This is a genomic window from Gordonia hongkongensis (assembly GCF_023078355.1).
GTDB lineage: Bacteria > Actinomycetota > Actinomycetes > Mycobacteriales > Mycobacteriaceae > Gordonia > Gordonia hongkongensis.
Genome location: NZ_CP095552.1, coordinates 4,071,781 through 4,087,434, shown reverse-complemented (window position 1 = coordinate 4,087,434; position 15,654 = coordinate 4,071,781). Strand labels below are relative to the sequence as shown.

At 67.8% G+C, this 15,654-nt stretch carries 17 protein-coding genes and 2 pseudogenes; 15 read left to right on the top strand and 4 right to left on the bottom strand.

Translation table 11 applies throughout. The features are described 5' to 3' along the window. Window positions 1-45 precede the first annotated feature (45 nt). The 4 genes and pseudogenes from MVF96_RS18420 to MVF96_RS18405 form a co-directional block, all read right to left on the bottom strand. Window positions 46-777 (bottom strand): annotated as a pseudogene (locus tag MVF96_RS18420) (GntR family transcriptional regulator). Window positions 778-785: 8 nt separating this feature from the next. Continuing rightward, a pseudogene (locus MVF96_RS18415) lies at window positions 786-2,698 on the bottom strand (alpha/beta hydrolase family protein). Next, entirely contained in the window at window positions 2,695-4,494 is a 1,800-nt protein-coding gene (locus MVF96_RS18410; protein ID WP_065629644.1) for an N-acetylglutaminylglutamine amidotransferase, read from the bottom strand. The pseudogene MVF96_RS18415 and the gene MVF96_RS18410 overlap by 4 nt, the downstream one beginning before the upstream one ends. A gap of 121 nt (window positions 4,495-4,615) precedes the next feature. Beyond that, on the bottom strand, window positions 4,616-5,092 hold the full coding sequence (locus tag MVF96_RS18405) for a hotdog fold domain-containing protein (protein ID WP_165629693.1): 477 nt from the start codon (window positions 5,090-5,092) through the stop codon (window positions 4,616-4,618). A 405-nt stretch (window positions 5,093-5,497) separates the two neighbouring features. Here MVF96_RS18405 and rpsJ point away from each other — a divergent pair, with 405 nt between their 5' ends. The 15 genes from rpsJ (at window position 5,498) to MVF96_RS18330 (ending at window position 15,651) form a co-directional block, all read left to right on the top strand. After that, window positions 5,498-5,803 (top strand): 30S ribosomal protein S10, encoded by a 306-nt coding sequence (rpsJ, locus tag MVF96_RS18400; RefSeq protein WP_003938093.1) that lies wholly within the window; start codon window positions 5,498-5,500, stop codon window positions 5,801-5,803. A gap of 19 nt (window positions 5,804-5,822) precedes the next feature. After that, window positions 5,823-6,479, top strand: a complete 657-nt coding sequence (gene rplC / locus MVF96_RS18395) for a 50S ribosomal protein L3 (RefSeq protein WP_058252343.1) — start codon at window positions 5,823-5,825, stop codon at window positions 6,477-6,479. Then, the gene (gene rplD, locus MVF96_RS18390; RefSeq protein ID WP_058252342.1) at window positions 6,476-7,165 is read left to right on the top strand and encodes a 50S ribosomal protein L4; all 690 of its coding nucleotides are present in this window, start codon (window positions 6,476-6,478) and stop codon (window positions 7,163-7,165) included. The genes rplC and rplD overlap by 4 nt, the downstream gene beginning before the upstream one ends. Window position 7,166: 1 nt before the next feature. Beyond that, complete coding sequence (gene rplW / locus MVF96_RS18385; protein ID WP_058252341.1) at window positions 7,167-7,472, top strand: 50S ribosomal protein L23; 306 nt, start codon at window positions 7,167-7,169, stop codon at window positions 7,470-7,472. Window positions 7,473-7,502: 30 nt separating this feature from the next. After that, on the top strand, window positions 7,503-8,339 hold the full coding sequence (rplB, locus tag MVF96_RS18380) for a 50S ribosomal protein L2 (protein WP_004020552.1): 837 nt from the start codon (window positions 7,503-7,505) through the stop codon (window positions 8,337-8,339). A 17-nt stretch (window positions 8,340-8,356) separates the two neighbouring features. Further along, window positions 8,357-8,638, top strand: coding sequence for a 30S ribosomal protein S19 (rpsS, locus tag MVF96_RS18375; RefSeq protein ID WP_004020551.1), 282 nt, complete (start codon window positions 8,357-8,359; stop codon window positions 8,636-8,638). Next, window positions 8,638-9,048, top strand: coding sequence for a 50S ribosomal protein L22 (gene rplV / locus MVF96_RS18370; RefSeq protein WP_247449977.1), 411 nt, complete (start codon window positions 8,638-8,640; stop codon window positions 9,046-9,048). Before rpsS ends, rplV begins: the two co-directional genes overlap by 1 nt. 2 nt (window positions 9,049-9,050) lie before the next feature. Further along, window positions 9,051-9,857 (top strand): 30S ribosomal protein S3, encoded by an 807-nt coding sequence (gene rpsC / locus MVF96_RS18365; RefSeq protein ID WP_004020549.1) that lies wholly within the window; start codon window positions 9,051-9,053, stop codon window positions 9,855-9,857. A 3-nt stretch (window positions 9,858-9,860) separates the two neighbouring features. After that, window positions 9,861-10,277 (top strand): 50S ribosomal protein L16, encoded by a 417-nt coding sequence (gene rplP, locus MVF96_RS18360; RefSeq protein ID WP_004020548.1) that lies wholly within the window; start codon window positions 9,861-9,863, stop codon window positions 10,275-10,277. After that, the gene (gene rpmC / locus MVF96_RS18355; protein WP_004020547.1) at window positions 10,277-10,510 is read left to right on the top strand and encodes a 50S ribosomal protein L29; all 234 of its coding nucleotides are present in this window, start codon (window positions 10,277-10,279) and stop codon (window positions 10,508-10,510) included. The genes rplP and rpmC overlap by 1 nt, the downstream gene beginning before the upstream one ends. Then, a complete protein-coding gene (rpsQ, locus tag MVF96_RS18350; RefSeq protein WP_058252339.1) occupies window positions 10,507-10,797 on the top strand; it encodes a 30S ribosomal protein S17 in 291 nt (96 codons plus the stop codon). The genes rpmC and rpsQ overlap by 4 nt, the downstream gene beginning before the upstream one ends. 124 nt (window positions 10,798-10,921) lie before the next feature. Then, the gene (locus MVF96_RS18345; RefSeq protein ID WP_078113107.1) at window positions 10,922-12,241 is read left to right on the top strand and encodes a sensor histidine kinase; all 1,320 of its coding nucleotides are present in this window, start codon (window positions 10,922-10,924) and stop codon (window positions 12,239-12,241) included. Continuing rightward, window positions 12,238-13,341, top strand: coding sequence for a hypothetical protein (locus tag MVF96_RS18340; RefSeq protein ID WP_247449975.1), 1,104 nt, complete (start codon window positions 12,238-12,240; stop codon window positions 13,339-13,341). The genes MVF96_RS18345 and MVF96_RS18340 overlap by 4 nt, the downstream gene beginning before the upstream one ends. Beyond that, window positions 13,325-14,554 (top strand): sensor histidine kinase, encoded by a 1,230-nt coding sequence (locus tag MVF96_RS18335; RefSeq protein ID WP_058252336.1) that lies wholly within the window; start codon window positions 13,325-13,327, stop codon window positions 14,552-14,554. Before MVF96_RS18340 ends, MVF96_RS18335 begins: the two co-directional genes overlap by 17 nt. Further along, complete coding sequence (locus tag MVF96_RS18330; RefSeq protein ID WP_247449973.1) at window positions 14,551-15,651, top strand: hypothetical protein; 1,101 nt, start codon at window positions 14,551-14,553, stop codon at window positions 15,649-15,651. The genes MVF96_RS18335 and MVF96_RS18330 overlap by 4 nt, the downstream gene beginning before the upstream one ends. The last annotated feature ends 3 nt before the right edge of the window (window positions 15,652-15,654 follow it).

Here is a 15,654-nt window from a genome sequence, read left to right as displayed (position 1 = left end):
AGTCGTACGGGGGCACGCTGATGGGAGAAATGTAAGAACGGATTGTTACCCCGCGATGAACGGGCAGATATATTTCGCCGGGGCCCAGTCGTGGCGGACGTCGAGGAGTGCGGCGGTCTCGATGACGGCGCTCTCGAGGCGCTGGTGGTGACGGTGTGCGACGTCGAGGACCGACGCGGTGTCCCGGTCGCCGAAGGCCGCGAGCAGGTCGGCGTGGTCGGTGTTGAGTGCCTGCTGGGTCTCGGCGGTCACCGATCTCATCACCTGGAACGGCTCGGTGAGATTCTAGGTCGCTTCGAACATGTTGAGCAGCCGCGGCATCGCGCACGGCTCGGTGAGAGCGCGATGGAACTCGCGGGAGATGTCGTGAAAGGCCTTGCCGTCGTTGTACTTCACCGCCGCGAGCAGCTCGATGTGGCGTGCGTGTGCGGTCTCCAGCGCGGACTCGTCGATCAGGCCGACGGACCGGGCGAGTGCTGCTTGTTCGAGAGTGCCTCGGACGAAGTAGATCTCGCGTAGCTCCTCGGTGGACAGCTGACTCACCCGGTACCCCACTCCGGGACGGTGCACCACCAGGCCTTCGCCGACCAGCGTCTTCAGGGCTTCGCGGACCGGGATCGGACTCACGTCGAAGGCGTCGGCGATCTCGCCCGGCGGGAGTTGGGTCCCCGGGGGCGCGCCACCGGACAGGATCAGTCGACGTAGTTCCTCGAGCACATTCGCGCGTGTGTTGGGCGAACGCGTCTCGGCGAGCTGGGCGAGCAGGCGGTCGGTCATCCGCCTGTTCATCGCGACGACCGGTTCCGGGACGGGTGACGCGCGATCCAGTCGGCGACCGCCTCGGTGAGCCGATGTTGATTGTGCCGCTTGACGATCTCGTGACCCTCGTCGTCGAACATCAGCATCTCGGCCACGGCGCCGCGTGCCTGGAGTTCGGCGACGATCTGTTGCGACTCGCTCACCGGCACGTTGGTGTCGTGCGCTCCGTGGACGACGAGCAGCGGCGCGCGCACCGCGTCGATCCGGTGGATCGGCGACAGGTCGGCGAGGAGTTCACGGTCGAACTCCGGATGTCCGTACTTGGTGTAGGCCGCCACCGCGATCCACGGTTCGGTGTTGCGGAAGAACGACTCCAGGTCGCTCATGCCGCAGATGGCGATCCCGGCGGCGAACAGCTCGGGATGGAAGGTCAGGCATGCCAGGGTCAGATAACCGCCGTACGAACGGCCGGAGCAGTAGACCGCGTCGGGGTCGGCGATGCCCTGTCGACACAGGAACTCGGCACAGTCCGCGGCGTCGTCGATCCCGGCATACCGTCCGTATCGGTCGTCGGCGTGCGCGAACAGCCGGCCGTATCCCGACGACCCGCGGACGTTCGCGGCGAAGACCGTGATCCCGGCGTCGACGAGGGGACCGAACAGGAACTGGTAGTCCGGGCGCGACTGTCCCTCCGGTCCGCCGTGGAAGTAGAGCAGGGTGGGGCCGGGCACGGCCGTGCCGGCGGCTCGCTTGGCGCGGAACAGGAAGCCGGACAACGGCATACCGTCGCGCGCCGAGAACTCCATCAGTTCGGGCCGGAGCAGACACGAGGGCCCCTCGCCGGCGACGACGTCGTCGCGGACCGGGAACACCTGCCGGTTGGCGACATCCACGAGATGGACGAGGGGGAGTGCTGCGGGCTCGACACCGTCACCGTCACCACCGACCCGGCGGCACTGATCGAGAGATCGGAGGCCACCTCGCCGGGCAGGTCGATGGGCGGGTGCAGGGTCTGATCGGGCAGGGTCAGGATCTGCAACTCGCTGCAGCCCCGCACATTCCACAGCAGGGCGACGGTCGACTGGTCGTGGCTGACCGCGAACTCGTCGAGCCCGATGTCGACGCGCTGGGCCATCACCCGGAAGCGCACGCCGAACTTGCTGACCTCGACTCCCAGAAGCCGAGGGAACTTGGCGTCGAAATCGCTGCGCACCAGCGCCTGGACACTGTCGAGGTCGCGGGCCGGTTCGTTCGGGGCGGGGACGAACACCAGGGATGAGTGATCGAAACCCTGGTCGAGGAGGTAACCCTGGTCGGTGACCGCGCCGGGATCCTGTGGGAGCAGCGGGGTCATCGTGATCTCGTCGTCACCCGACTCGGGGCGGCGGCGCAGCAGCAACATGTCGTGATAGCCCCGCGGGCCCACTCGGACGAGGGTGGCGCCCTTCCACGAGTCGATCAGCACGCTGCCGACGCGCTGATCGAGGGTGAGTGTCGTCCCGGTCCCCGGATGCACGCGGAGCGCGTGGGAGGTGCCGTCCTGATCGATGGCGGTGATCAGGACCCAGTCGGTGTCCCAGCCGACCAGGCCCACCGTGCCGAACGATCGCCCGTCGGGGCGGGTCGCGGCGATGCGATGGGCGGTGTCGTCGTCGGGATCGGTGGTGACGACCCACACCTGGTGATGCTCACCGCCGCTCGGCGCGATCTCGACCGCCAGCCAGCGACCGTCGGTGGAGTGCACCACCTTTCGGACGGGCCCGGTGGATCGTAGCTGCACCCAGCGCAACTCGCCGACGCCGTCCCGCGAGAGCGACCGCTGCGCGGCCCGCGGATAACCGGTGCCCTCGTCGACGATGTAGGCGAAGGCACTCCCGTCGGGGGAGAGCGAGGCGCCGTAGGTCTTCCAGCCGCGGTCGTCGAAGCGCAGAGCGGTCACCGTCGGGCGTTCGCTTCCATCGTCTGCAACCACATCTCCAGCAGGGCGACCTGCCACAGCTCGTTGCCGTCGAGTCTCGTGCGGATTCCGTTGGGGTCGGCGAACAGTCGGTCGAGGGCCGCGGGCCGGTACAGGCCGCGATCGCGGGCCGCCTTCGACCGAAGGGTGTCCGACACGAGATCGAGGACACCGCCGGTCAGATGGCGGATACCCGGCACCGGGAAGTACCCCTTCGTGCGATCGATGACCGCCGACGGCAGCAGCGCCCGGCTCGCCTCCTTGAGGACGCCCTTGCCGCCATGCGCGAGTTTGAGATCGGGGGGACACGTGGCGGCCAGTTCGACGAACTCGTGGTCGAGGAACGGGACGCGGGCCTCCAGGCCCCAGGCCATCGTCATGGTGTCGACGCGTTTGACCGGGTCGTCGACGAGCATGACGGTCGTGTCCAGGCGGAGGGCGGCGTCGACGGCGGTGGCCGCGCCCGGTGCGGACTGGTGGGCCCAGGCGAACTCGAAGCTCGGGTCGTACCCGGCCTCGGTGAGGTAGTCGTCTGCGAGGATGCCGCGGATGTCGACATCGTCGCGGTCGAAGAACACGTCGGCGTACGCGCGCGTCGTCTTCTCCCGGGTCACGTCCAGCAGCGGGGGATACCAGCTGTACCCGCCGAGGATCTCGTCGGCGCCCTGACCGGACTGGACCACCTTGATCGACTTGCTGACCTCCTGCGACAGGAGATAGAACGCGACGCAGTCGTGGCTGACCATCGGTTCGCCCATCGCCGCGACCGTATCCGGGATCGCGGGCAGCAACCGGTCGGTCCCGATGTGGATCTTGTGATGGTCGGTGCCGAAGGTGTCGGCGATGAGGTCGGAGTAGGCGTACTCGTCCCCCGATTCCCCGGCCGCGGAATCGAATCCGATGCTGAAGGTCGCGAGGTCGGTCTGACCCTGCTCGGCGAGCAGCGCGACGACCAGGGAGGAGTCGACGCCCCCGGACAGCAGCACGCCGACCGGGACGTCGGCGACCATGCGCCGGCGCACGGACGTCCGCAGCGAGTCGAGCAGTTCGTGCTGCCATCGCTTCTCGTCCCAGTCCCGGCGGTCGGGATGCGGTTCGAAAGCCGGTTCCCAGTAACGGCGTTCGGTGCGGCGTCCGTCGGGCTGGATCGTCATGACGGTGGCCGGCGGCAGCTTCCGGATGCCGTTGTAGATGGTGTGGGGTGCCGGGACGACGGCATGGAAGCTGAAGTAGTGGTGCAACGCCACCCGGTCGATCGAGGTGTCGACGTCGCCGGCGCGCAGGAGCGCCTGCACCGACGAGGCGAACCGGAGTCGACCGGGGGTGTCGGCGAGGTAGAGCGGTTTGATGCCGAGCCGGTCCCGTCCGAGGGTGACCACGCCGGTGTCGGTGTCGACGACGGCGAACGCGAACATGCCCATGAAATGGTCGACGCAGTCGGGGCCCCAGGCATGGAACGCCTTGAGGATGACCTCGCTGTCGGCGTGGGAGAAGAACGTGTAGCCCTTGCCCTCGAGTTCGGCGCGCAGTTCGTGGTGGTTGTAGATGCAGCCGTTGAAGACCAACGCCAGGCCGAGTGCCGGGTCGATCATCGGCTGACTGCCCTTTTCGGTCAGGTCGATGATCTTCAGGCGCCGATGACCGAGCGCCACAGCGCCTTTCGAGAAGACGCCCGAGCCGTCAGGGCCGCGACGCGTCATCTCGCAGGTCATGGCGTCGACCGCCGAGACATCCGGAGCCGTCCCGTCGAACCGGATCTCGCCGCAGATTCCGCACATGGGTCGGTGGTCCTCCTCGTTAGCTGTCGTACTCCGGTGCCGCTGGTGCCCTGGTGCCCCGGGCGGAGGCATCCTCCCACCCTAGGAGCAGCCGGTCGGGACGGCACCCCGGGCGGGGCGACTACTTCGGCGTCAACCAGGTGGTGATGTCGCAGTGCACGACCTCGACGCCCTCGGTGTCGGCGATGCTCACCGACACGGTGACGTCGGTGCCGGTGGTGATCGCGTCGAAGTCGACGGGGTCGGCCAGTCGCGCCTCGGCGGTCAGGCGCGTTGTGGCCTTCGTCAGATAGCTGGTCTGCATCGCCTTGGGAATCCAACGGTGGGTGGTGGGCGTGGTGGCCTCCATCAGCATCCCCATCGCGGCCTCGGCGAGGTTGCACGCCGCGATCGCGTGGAAGGTGCCGATGTGGTTGTGGACGCCGAACCAGTTGGGCGCGGTGACCTTGCAGTAGCCGGGCTCCATCTCCTGCACGAGAGGCAGGACGGTGCCGAAGTACGGGACCTTCGCGACCATGCCGAGGGAGAAGAGGACGTTGCCCAGCGGATTGGCGGGCAGCTTCTTGCGCAGGGCGAAGGTGGGGTTCGTGGAACTCATGGCGGTATCTTACTCATCGGTCAGGTAAGGTTCGGCCGACGGTCGCCGGCACTGATTTGATCGTGCTCCCGACCTGATGCATACTGTTCGGGTTGCCTTGACCGGCGGACGCAGGTTGTGCCATGTGCCAGACCCGCGGTCGCGATCAGGTGAATGACTCCCAGGCCCGGTCTACGGGGACTGGGCGTGTAACGCGTGCCCCGATTTCGGTTCACGGTCCCGACACGCCCGACCGCGGGTGCCGGAGCAAACCGGCTCGTACCAGGTGCGAGCCAACGTACAACGACAGATGAACAGCGTCGATTGCCGTATCTCACACGGTGGTCATGTGCTCAGCCGGCGAGAGGTCGGTCCAGATCACGCGGTGTTTGTCTGTCGAGAACAACTGACGGAAGAGGACACAGCGTGGCGGGACAAAAGATCCGCATCAGGCTCAAGGCCTACGACCACGAGGCGATCGACGCTTCGGCGCGCAAGATCGTGGAGACCGTGACCCGTACCGGGGCACGCGTCGTCGGCCCGGTGCCATTGCCCACCGAGAAGAACGTGTACTGCGTCATCCGTTCGCCGCACAAGTACAAGGACAGCCGCGAACACTTCGAGATGCGTACCCACAAGCGACTCATCGACATCCTCGACCCGACACCGAAGACGGTCGACGCGCTCATGCGCATCGACCTGCCGGCCAGCGTCGACGTCAACATCCAGTAGGACGGGGGCGAGATAACACATGAGCAATCAGAGTTCGACCAAGGGCATCCTGGGCACCAAGCTCGGCATGACCCAGGTCTTCGACGAGAACAACCGCGTCGTCCCGGTGACTGTCATCCAGGCCGGCCCGAACGTGATCACCCAGCTCCGCACCGCGGACCGTGACGGCTACACCGCCGTCCAGCTCGCCTACGGCGCCGTCGATCCCCGCAAGGTGACCAAGCCGGTCGCCGGTCAGTTCGGCAAGGCCGGGGTCACCCCGCGCCGCCACCTGGCCGAGATCCGCGTCAACGACGTCGCCGAGTTCGAGGTCGGTCAGGAACTGACCGCCGAGATCTTCGCCGACGGCGCGCTGGTCGACGTCACCGGCACCTCCAAGGGCAAGGGCTTCGCCGGCGTCATGAAGCGTCACGGCTTCGCCGGTCTGGGCGCCAGCCACGGTGCCCACCGCGTACACCGCGCTCCGGGTTCGATCGGTGGCTGCGCCACGCCGGGTCGCGTGTTCAAGGGCATGCGCATGGCAGGCCGCATGGGTAACGACAAGGTGACCACGCAGAACCTCACCGTCCACAAGGTGGACGCCGAGGCCGGTCTCCTGCTGATCAAGGGAGCGATCCCGGGTCGCAAGGGCGGCATCGTGATGGTTCGCGACGCAGTGAAGGGTGGTGCCAAATGAGCACCGAGACGGCTACCAAGCTGACGCTGGACGTCAAGACCGCCGACGGCAAGACCAACGGAACCGTTGACCTGCCCGCCGCGCTCTTCGACGCCCCGGCCAACATCGCGCTGATGCATCAGGTCGTCGTGGCCCAGCAGGCCGCGGCACGCCAGGGCACGCACTCCACCAAGACCCGCGGCGAGGTCCGCGGCGGTGGCGCCAAGCCGTACCGCCAGAAGGGCACCGGCCGTGCGCGTCAGGGTTCGACCCGCGCCCCGCAGTTCGCCGGCGGTGGCACCGTCCACGGCCCGCAGCCGCGCGACTACAGCCAGCGCACCCCCAAGAAGATGAAGGCGGCCGCACTGCGCGGTGCGCTGAGCGATCGCGCTCGTAACGAGCGCATCCACGTGATCACCGAACTGGTCTCCGGGCAGAAGCCCTCGACCAAGTCGGCGCGTCAGTTCCTGGAGAGCCTCTCCGATCGCCGCAAGTTCCTGGTCGTCCTCGGCCGCGAGGACCTGACGGCGTGGCTGAGTGTCGCGAACCTGCAGAACGTGCTGCCGATCGCGCCGGATCAGCTCAACACCTACGACGTCCTGGATTCGGACGAGGTGGTGTTCAGCGTCGAGACGCTCAATGCCTTCATCGAGCAGAACACGGCGGATGCCAAGGCTGCCGTCGAGAAGACAGCAGAGGAGGCCTGACATGGCGACCGTTGCCGACCCGCGCGACATCATCCTGGCGCCCGTGATCTCGGAGAAGTCCTACGGGCTCATGGAGGACAACGTGTACACCTTCCTGGTGCACCCGGAGTCCAACAAGACCGAGATCAAGATCGCGATCGAGAAGATCTTCGGTGTCAGCGTTGCCAGCGTCAACACCGCGAACCGACAGGGCAAGCGCAAGCGGACCCGCACCGGCTACGGCCAGCGCAAGTCCACCAAGCGCGCCATCGTGTCGCTGACCGCAGACAGCAAGCCCATCGAGATCTTCGGGGGCTCGGTCAGCTGACCGGGGCGCCCAGAGAAGGACTAGAGACTCATGGCTATTCGTAAGTACAAGCCGACGACCCCGGGTCGTCGTGGGGCCAGCGGCTCCGACTTCGCCGAGGTCACCCGTGACCACCCGGAGAAGTCGCTGGTGCGTCCGCTGCACGGGCGTGGTGGCCGAAACGCTCACGGCCGCATCACCACTCGTCACAAGGGTGGCGGCCACAAGCGCGCCTACCGTCTGATCGACTTCCGTCGCAACGACAAGGACGGCATCAACGCCAAGGTCGCTCACATCGAGTACGACCCGAACCGCACCGCGCGGATCGCCTTGCTGCACTACGTCGACGGCGAGAAGCGCTACATCATCGCGCCCAAGGGCCTGAAGCAGGGTGACGTCGTCGAGAGCGGCTCGACCGCCGACATCAAGCCCGGCAACAACCTGCCGCTGCGCAACATCCCGACCGGTACCCAGGTCCACGCCGTGGAGCTGCGTCCGGGTGGCGGCGCGAAGATGGCCCGCAGCGCGGGATCGTCGATCCAGCTGCTGGGCAAGGAAGGCACCTACGCCACCCTGCGTATGCCCTCCGGCGAGATCCGTCGCGTCGACGTGCGCTGCCGCGCCACCGTCGGCGAGGTGGGCAACGCCGAGCAGAGCAACATCAACTGGGGCAAGGCCGGCCGTATGCGCTGGAAGGGCAAGCGCCCGACCGTCCGTGGTGTCGTCATGAACCCGGTCGACCACCCGCACGGTGGTGGTGAGGGCAAGACCTCCGGTGGTCGCCACCCGGTCAGCCCGTGGGGCAAGCCCGAGGGCCGTACCCGCAAGAACAAGGCCAGCGACAAGCTGATCGTCCGCCGCCGTCGTACCGGCAAGAACAAGCGATAACAGGAGGAGGTAAGAGAATGCCACGCAGCCTCAAGAAGGGCCCGTTCGTCGACGACCACCTCCTGAAGAAGGTGGATGTCCAGAACGAGAAGGGCACCAAGCAGGTCATCAAGACCTGGTCCCGTCGTTCGACCATCATTCCCGACTTCATCGGTCACACCTTTGCCGTCCACGACGGCCGCAAGCACGTGCCGGTGTTCATCTCGGATTCGATGGTCGGGCACAAGCTGGGCGAGTTCGCCCCCACCCGTACCTTCAAGGGTCACATCAAGGATGACCGGAAAGCGAAGCGCCGGTAATGACTACGCAGACCGATAATCCGACAGCAAAGGCGACCGCCAAGTTCGTGCGCGTCACGCCGATGAAGGCGCGTCGTGTCCTGGACCTGGTCCGCGGCAAGAACGTGGACGAGGCCCTCGACATCCTGCGGTTCGCACCGCAGTCGGCGTCCGAGCCCGTGTACAAGGTCCTGGCGAGTGCCGTGGCCAACGCGGAGAACAACCTGGATCTGGATCGCCGGACCCTGGTCGTCGCCACCGCGTTCGCCGACGAGGGCCCGACCCTCAAGCGCTTCCAGCCGCGCGCGCAGGGTCGTGCGTTCCGTATCCGCAAGCGCACCAGCCACATCACCGTGGTCGTGGAGAGCCTGCCGGAGAAGGCAGCCGGCGGCCGTAGCCGTTCGCGTCAGCCGAAGAAGAAGGGAGCCTAGTAGTGGGCCAGAAAATCAACCCGCACGGCTTCCGTCTGGGCATCACCACCGACTGGAAGTCGCGGTGGTACGCCGACAAGCAGTACGCGGACTACGTCAAAGAGGATGTTGCCATCCGCAAGCTCCTCTCCACGGGGCTCGAGCGGGCCGGCATCGCCAAGGTGGAGATCGAGCGCACCCGTGACCGGGTTCGCGTCGACATCCACACCGCGCGTCCGGGCATCGTCATCGGTCGCCGCGGCGCCGAGGCCGATCGCATCCGCGGCGACCTGGAGAAGCTGACCGGTAAGCAGGTCCAGCTGAACATCCTCGAGGTCAAAAACGCCGAGTCAGAGGCCCAGCTGGTGGCCCAGGGCGTCGCCGAGCAGCTGAGCAACCGTGTGGCGTTCCGCCGCGCGATGCGCAAGGCGATCCAGTCGGCGATGCGTCAGCCGAACGTGAAGGGCATCCGGGTCCAGTGCTCGGGTCGTCTGGGCGGCGCAGAGATGAGCCGCAGTGAGTTCTACCGCGAGGGTCGCGTGCCGCTGCACACGCTGCGCGCCGACATCGACTACGGACTCTACGAAGCCAAGACCACCTTCGGCCGGATCGGCGTGAAGGTGTGGATCTACAAGGGCGACATCGTCGGTGGACGTCGTGAGCTGGCCGCGGCCGCTCCGGCAGCCGAGGATCGCCGTCCGCGCCGGCCCAGCCGGCCCCGGCGTAGCGGTGCCTCGGGCACCACTGCGACGAGCACCGACGCCGCTCGCGCGGCCGAGGCCGCTCCCGCCGAGGCCACCGCTGGTGCGGCTGAGAAGCAGGAGGGCTAGGCCATGTTGATCCCACGTCGGGTCAAGCACCGCAAGCAGCACCACCCCAGCCTCAAGGGGCAGGCCAAGGGCGGCACCAAGGTGACGTTCGGCGATTACGGCATCCAGGCTCTGGAAGGCGCGTACATCACCAACCGTCAGATCGAGTCCGCTCGTATCGCGATCAACCGGCACATCAAGCGTGGCGGCAAGGTCTGGATCAACATCTTCCCGGACCGCCCGCTGACCAAGAAGCCGGCCGAGACCCGCATGGGTTCGGGTAAGGGTTCGCCCGAGTGGTGGGTTGCCCCGGTCAAGCCGGGTCGCGTGCTGTTCGAGATGACCTACCCGAATGAGGAGATCGCTCGCGAGGCCCTGCGTCGCGCGCAGCACAAGCTCCCCATCAAGACCAGGATCGTGACCAGAGAGGAGCAGTTCTGATGGCACTCGGAGTTGCTGCGAACGAGCTTCGTGAGCTCAACGACGCTGATCTGGTCGATCGCCTGAAAGAGTCGAAGGAAGAACTGTTCAACCTTCGGTTCCAGATGGCCACCGGCCAGCTCGACAACAACCGTCGCCTGCGGACCGTGCGTCGCGAGATCGCGCGTATCTACACCGTGATGCGCGAACGGGAGCTGGGCCTGGCGTCCGGACCGGATGGTGATGACGCATGAGTGAGGACCAGAAGGTGACCGAAACCCAGACCGAGGTGCGCGCACGCCGCAAGGAGCGCATCGGCTACGTGGTCAGCGACAAGATGCAGAAGACCATCGTGGTCGAGCTGGAAGATCGTAAGAGCCACCCGCTCTACGGCAAGATCATCCGGACCACGAGCAAGGTCAAGGCCCACGACGAGAACGGCGATGCCGGCGTCGGTGACCGCGTGCGGATCATGGAGACCCGCCCGCTGTCGGCGACCAAGCACTGGCGTCTCGTCGAGGTGCTGGAGAAGGCCAAGTAAGCCCTCTCCCAACGAGTTCTACCGTCACCGGCCCGTTCCCTCCAGGGAGCGGGCCGGTTTCGTCGTTTTTTGGTCTCAACGGAGGATTGACCCACCGAGTCCGGCGGTGTGAGGGTGAGACGCGATGCCCACCACCGATCTCGCGAGCGGCGACACCCCCGCACGACCCGCGTGGGTGCGGCGCGCATTCGAATCGGATTCGGCGGAGCCGGATCTGGACCGCGTCCGCCGGGTGGGCGCCCGCTTCCTGGGCCTGGGTTTCATCGGTTACCCCGTGGTCTCCGCGGCGTCGATCCTCGCCTCGGCGCCGCTGACCGACGCCTGGTGGCCACCGCTGAGCATCCTGCTGTCGGTCGGACCGGGAATCCTGTTGATCGCGGCGACCTTTCGACCGGGCACGGCGTGGCTCACCCCGCTCGCCCTGACGACCTGGGCCGGGTACATCCTCGGCCTGGGTCTGTGGTTCGTGGCCTGGAACGGGACGACCCTGACGAATCCCGACGACTCGGCGCAGTGGATGGTCGCCTTCTGCGGTATGCCGAGCATGGTGCTGATGCTCGTGCGGCCGCGTCTCGCGGTGGCGGGTCTGCTCGTGTCGTCGACCCTCGCGCACATCTCCCAGCAGCTCGGCCGATTCGGTGAGGTGACTTCCGATGCGCCCGTGGAGATCCTGTGGTCGCTGGTGTTCACCGGTGTCTTCCTCGCGGTCGTGCTGGTCGCGACCCGCACCGGCCGTGAGCTCGACGAGACGCGTGAGGAGACCTACCGCACCGCGGCCAACGTGGCCGCGGCGTCGGCCCGCGAGGTGGAGAAAGAGCGGTTCGACGCCATCGTGCACGACCGGGTCATCGCCTCACTCCTGGCCGTCCGGCCGGGGCGTCCCGACGAGCGGCTCGCCGCCCAGGCCGCGTCGGCCCTCGACGAACTCGCCCGGGTGCCGGGACCCGGGGATGCGGACACCGTTCCGGATGTCGAGGTGGTCCGTCGCATCAGGTCGGCCGCCGCCGACATCTCCGAACGATTCGACGTGGAGGTCGTGGGTGGCCAGAACGCCGATGACCAGGACCCCGGTGACCAGGACCCCGGTGACCAGGACCCCGGTGACCAGGACGGCGTGGAGGTTCGGCGTGCCGAGCCCGCCTCGTATCCCGTCGAGGTCCTCGATGCGGTGGTCGAGGCGATGTCGGAGTCGTTGCGGAACGTGCTGCGCCACGCCGGGGACGATGCCGAATGCGCTGTCATCGTGCAGTTGGCATCCGACGCCCTGAGCATGGCGGTCGTCGACGACGGCGTCGGGTTCGATCCGGAGTCGGTGGCGGTCGGCCGGCTGGGAATCGCGGTGAGCATCCGCGGTCGTCTCGCGAGGCTGCCCGGTGGCCACGCGCGGGTGCACAGTCGCGCCGGGCGGGGGACCACGGTTCAGATCCGATGGGAGCGGCCGTGAGACGAGAGTGTTCTCGCGGCGTCGACGACGCCCAACGCGGCGAGGTCGTCAATGCGTTCGGCATCGGGTCGCGGCCCCTGTGGCTGATGATGGGCGCGTTCGCATGCGGCTACTTCGCCGTGACGCTCTATGCCGACTCGTCCATCACCGGGTGGTGGCAGTGGACCGGGGTGTTCGCCGGTTTCGTGTTGTTCGTCGTGGCCGGGATGACGATCCTCGATTCGCCCGGTGATCCGCTGCCCGGGTCGACGACCTCCGTCATCGCCGCGATGACCGTCTCGGCCGTGGCCGTGACGCTGTTCTCGTTGCCGTCGCCGCCGTCGCACGTGATGCAGACCGGGCCGCCGATGGGGGCCTCGGTGATCATCCTGGCCTTCGTCGCGGTGCGCGGTCGTCCCCTGGCGGCGTGGCTCGCGAGCGGTTGCATCAGCGTCATCGCGGGCGTGTGGGGTGCCGTCTCGACCGCGGGAGCGGTCTGGGGACTGTCGATCACCCTGCCGGGATACGCGATCATGATCATGGGGTCGCTGTTCTCCGTCATGCTGCGCCCGATGGCCCGCAACATCTACGAACTACGCGCGGCCAACGAACGCCAGGCGGCGCTCGACGCCGCCGCCGCTGCGGCCACCGAGGTGCGGGACCGACGTCTCGCCGCTCTCGACGAACGCGCACGCCCAGTCCTCACACGCATGGCGCGCCGCGAGACCTTCACCGCCGACGAGGTGGCCACGGCCCGACTGCTCGAGGCGCAGTTACGCGACGGCATCCGTGCCTCCGGGCTCGACCTCCCGATGGTCCGGGACGCGGCGTGGCGGGCGCGTCAGCGGGGTGTGCGCGTCGTTCTGCTCGACGACGGCGGGCTGGCCGCGCTCGACGACGCGCACGCGGCCGTGGCGCGTGAACGGCTGGCGAACGCGGTCGCCGAGCTGCTGGACGAGGTCGAGGACGGCCGCGTGACGGTACGCATCCAGCCACCGGGTCGCGACGCGCTCGCGTCGGTCGGAGTGGACGCGAGCCACGTCTCTCACCGGGTCGAGTTCCACCCCCGTGTGCTGGTCCGCACCGAAATCGGGCGCGAGGCACGTGCTGAGAACGCCTAGCGCACGGAGGGTCGACGACGGCGCCGCAACCGACGCGGAACCCATCGAGACCAACGCCGATCTGGTACGCGCACAACACTATGCGGCTCGCTTCGTCGGAGCGGGCGTGATCGCCTACTCCGCGGCGATGCTGCCGGTTCTGATCGGTTCGGCCTCGCTGACGGCTTCGTGGTGGCCGCCGCTCAGTGCAGCACTCATCGTCGGACCCGCGATCGCACTGCTCGTCGGTAGTTTCCGTCCGACGACGGGATGGATACTGCCGGCGGGCATCTGCAGCGCCGCCGGTTACCTCCTGGCGACGGCATTGTGGTTCGTCGCATGGAACCCCGACACCGCGGGCGGGTACGGACGGTGGCCGGTGTGGCTGGTGCAGTTTCCCGGCGTCCCCGGGCTCGCGTTGGTGATCGCGCTCCGGTTCGGCTCGGCGATCGGCTATCTCGTGGTGGCGACGGCGATGGTGCACACCGCCAATCAGCTGGCCGTGTTCGGTGGTGTCCGGGCGACGATGTACACGAGTACCGCCCTGACCATCGGGCTGACGGGGGTGTTCATGGCGGTGGGGATTGTGACGATGCGAACCGCTCAGAAGCTGGGGGAGACGCGCTCCACCGCGGTGCGGGCGGCGGAGGTGACCGCGTCGGCGGTCGCACGGGAAGCCGAACGCTCCCGCTATGACGCGTTGATACACGATCATGTGATCGCCTGCCTCCTCGCGCTGCGGCCGTCGACCCGGGACCAGCGGGTGGCCGAGCAGGCCCGACAGGCTCTCGGCGAGATCGACGCCTGGCGTCGCGGCGACCGCGATGTGGGCGGTGACGTCGTCCCGACAGAGTTGCTCCGGAAAGTCCGGCTGACGACCGCACAGATCGACGACGACGTGGAATTCACCGTCCACGTCGTCGACAACGGCCAGACCTATCCAGCGGAGGTCGTCGAGGCCGTGCTCGCCGCTCTGTCGGAGGCGATGCGCAACAGCGTGCGCCATGCCGGGGACCACGCGGAGCGGGTCGTCGGTGGTGAACTCGCGGCCGACGCGCTCTGGGTGGGCGTCGCCGACGACGGAGTGGGGTTCGACCCCGGACATCTCGACTCGTCGCGCTTCGGCATCGACGCCGGACTCATCGGTCGAATGCGCGCGATCGGCGGCGACGCGGAGGTGCGCAGCGCTCCCGGCCGCGGGACGGTGGTGAGGCTCTCATGGTCGCCGAGATGAGCGGCGCAGGCATCCAGGCGTCCGCCGCAACTGCTTGCGCGGCCGCCGGGACCGGCGGTCAGGACGACGACTTCTTCGGGTTTCGATCCCGCGCAGTGCTTGTCGCGCTCGTCGGATTCGCGGTCGCGTACGTGACAGTGACCGTCGGAACCGGCCTGCACATCACCTCACCCCGTCGATGGGCAGGCTTGATCGTGGCATTCGGGCTGCTGGTGGTCACGGCACGACGGGTGGTGCGACTCCCGGACGGCCGATGTGATCGACGGTCGGCCGTTGCGGCCGCCGTCGCGGTGCTCGCCGCGACCGGGATTTCGTGGTGGTCGCTGCCCGCCGAGCAGTACATGACGCTGCAGAACGGCCCAGCGACCGCAGGAGGAATCGTGGTGCTGACGCTCGTCGCGGTGCGTGGGCAGCCGGGAATCGCGTGGGCCGGCGCAGTGGCGATGAGCGTGCTGTGCGGGCTGTGGGGTCTCGACCGGGGCAGCGGCTTCGTTCCCGGCGTGACGATCACCGTGTGGGCATACCCGGTTCTCGTCCTGTCGGCGCTGTTCCTGCTCATCCTCCGGCCGATGGCCGATCAGAATGCCGAACTGCGGGCCCGGTCCCTCCGGGAGGCGTTCGACGCAGCATCGACGGAGGCGGCCGCCGACGAGCGCCGGCGCAATTTCGAGGACTTCGAGCAGCGTGCGCGCCCGGTCCTGGAGCGCATCGCCGCGAACGACGAGTTCTCGTCGTCGGAGATCGCCGAGGTGCATCTGCTCGAGGCCCAGCTCCGCGACGGCATCCGGGCACCCGACTGGGACACGCCCGCGATCCGGGATGCGGTGTGGGCGGCGCGAGCCCGCGGGGCGGTGGTGATCCTGCTCGACGACGGGGCGCTGCAATCGCTCGATGAAGAAGACCGCGCTTCGTCACGCGATCGGATGGCGCGCCTGTTGCTCGATGAGTTGGCTGCCGACAACGAGCGGGTGACAGCCCGGATCATGCCGCCGGGCCGACCGGTGGCGGCGTCCGTGGTCGTCTCGTCGCGAGACTGCACGCGTCGGATCGAGATGACCGCAGAGGGCGAGGTGGTGCGGAGCGTCTCGGGCACGTGAGGA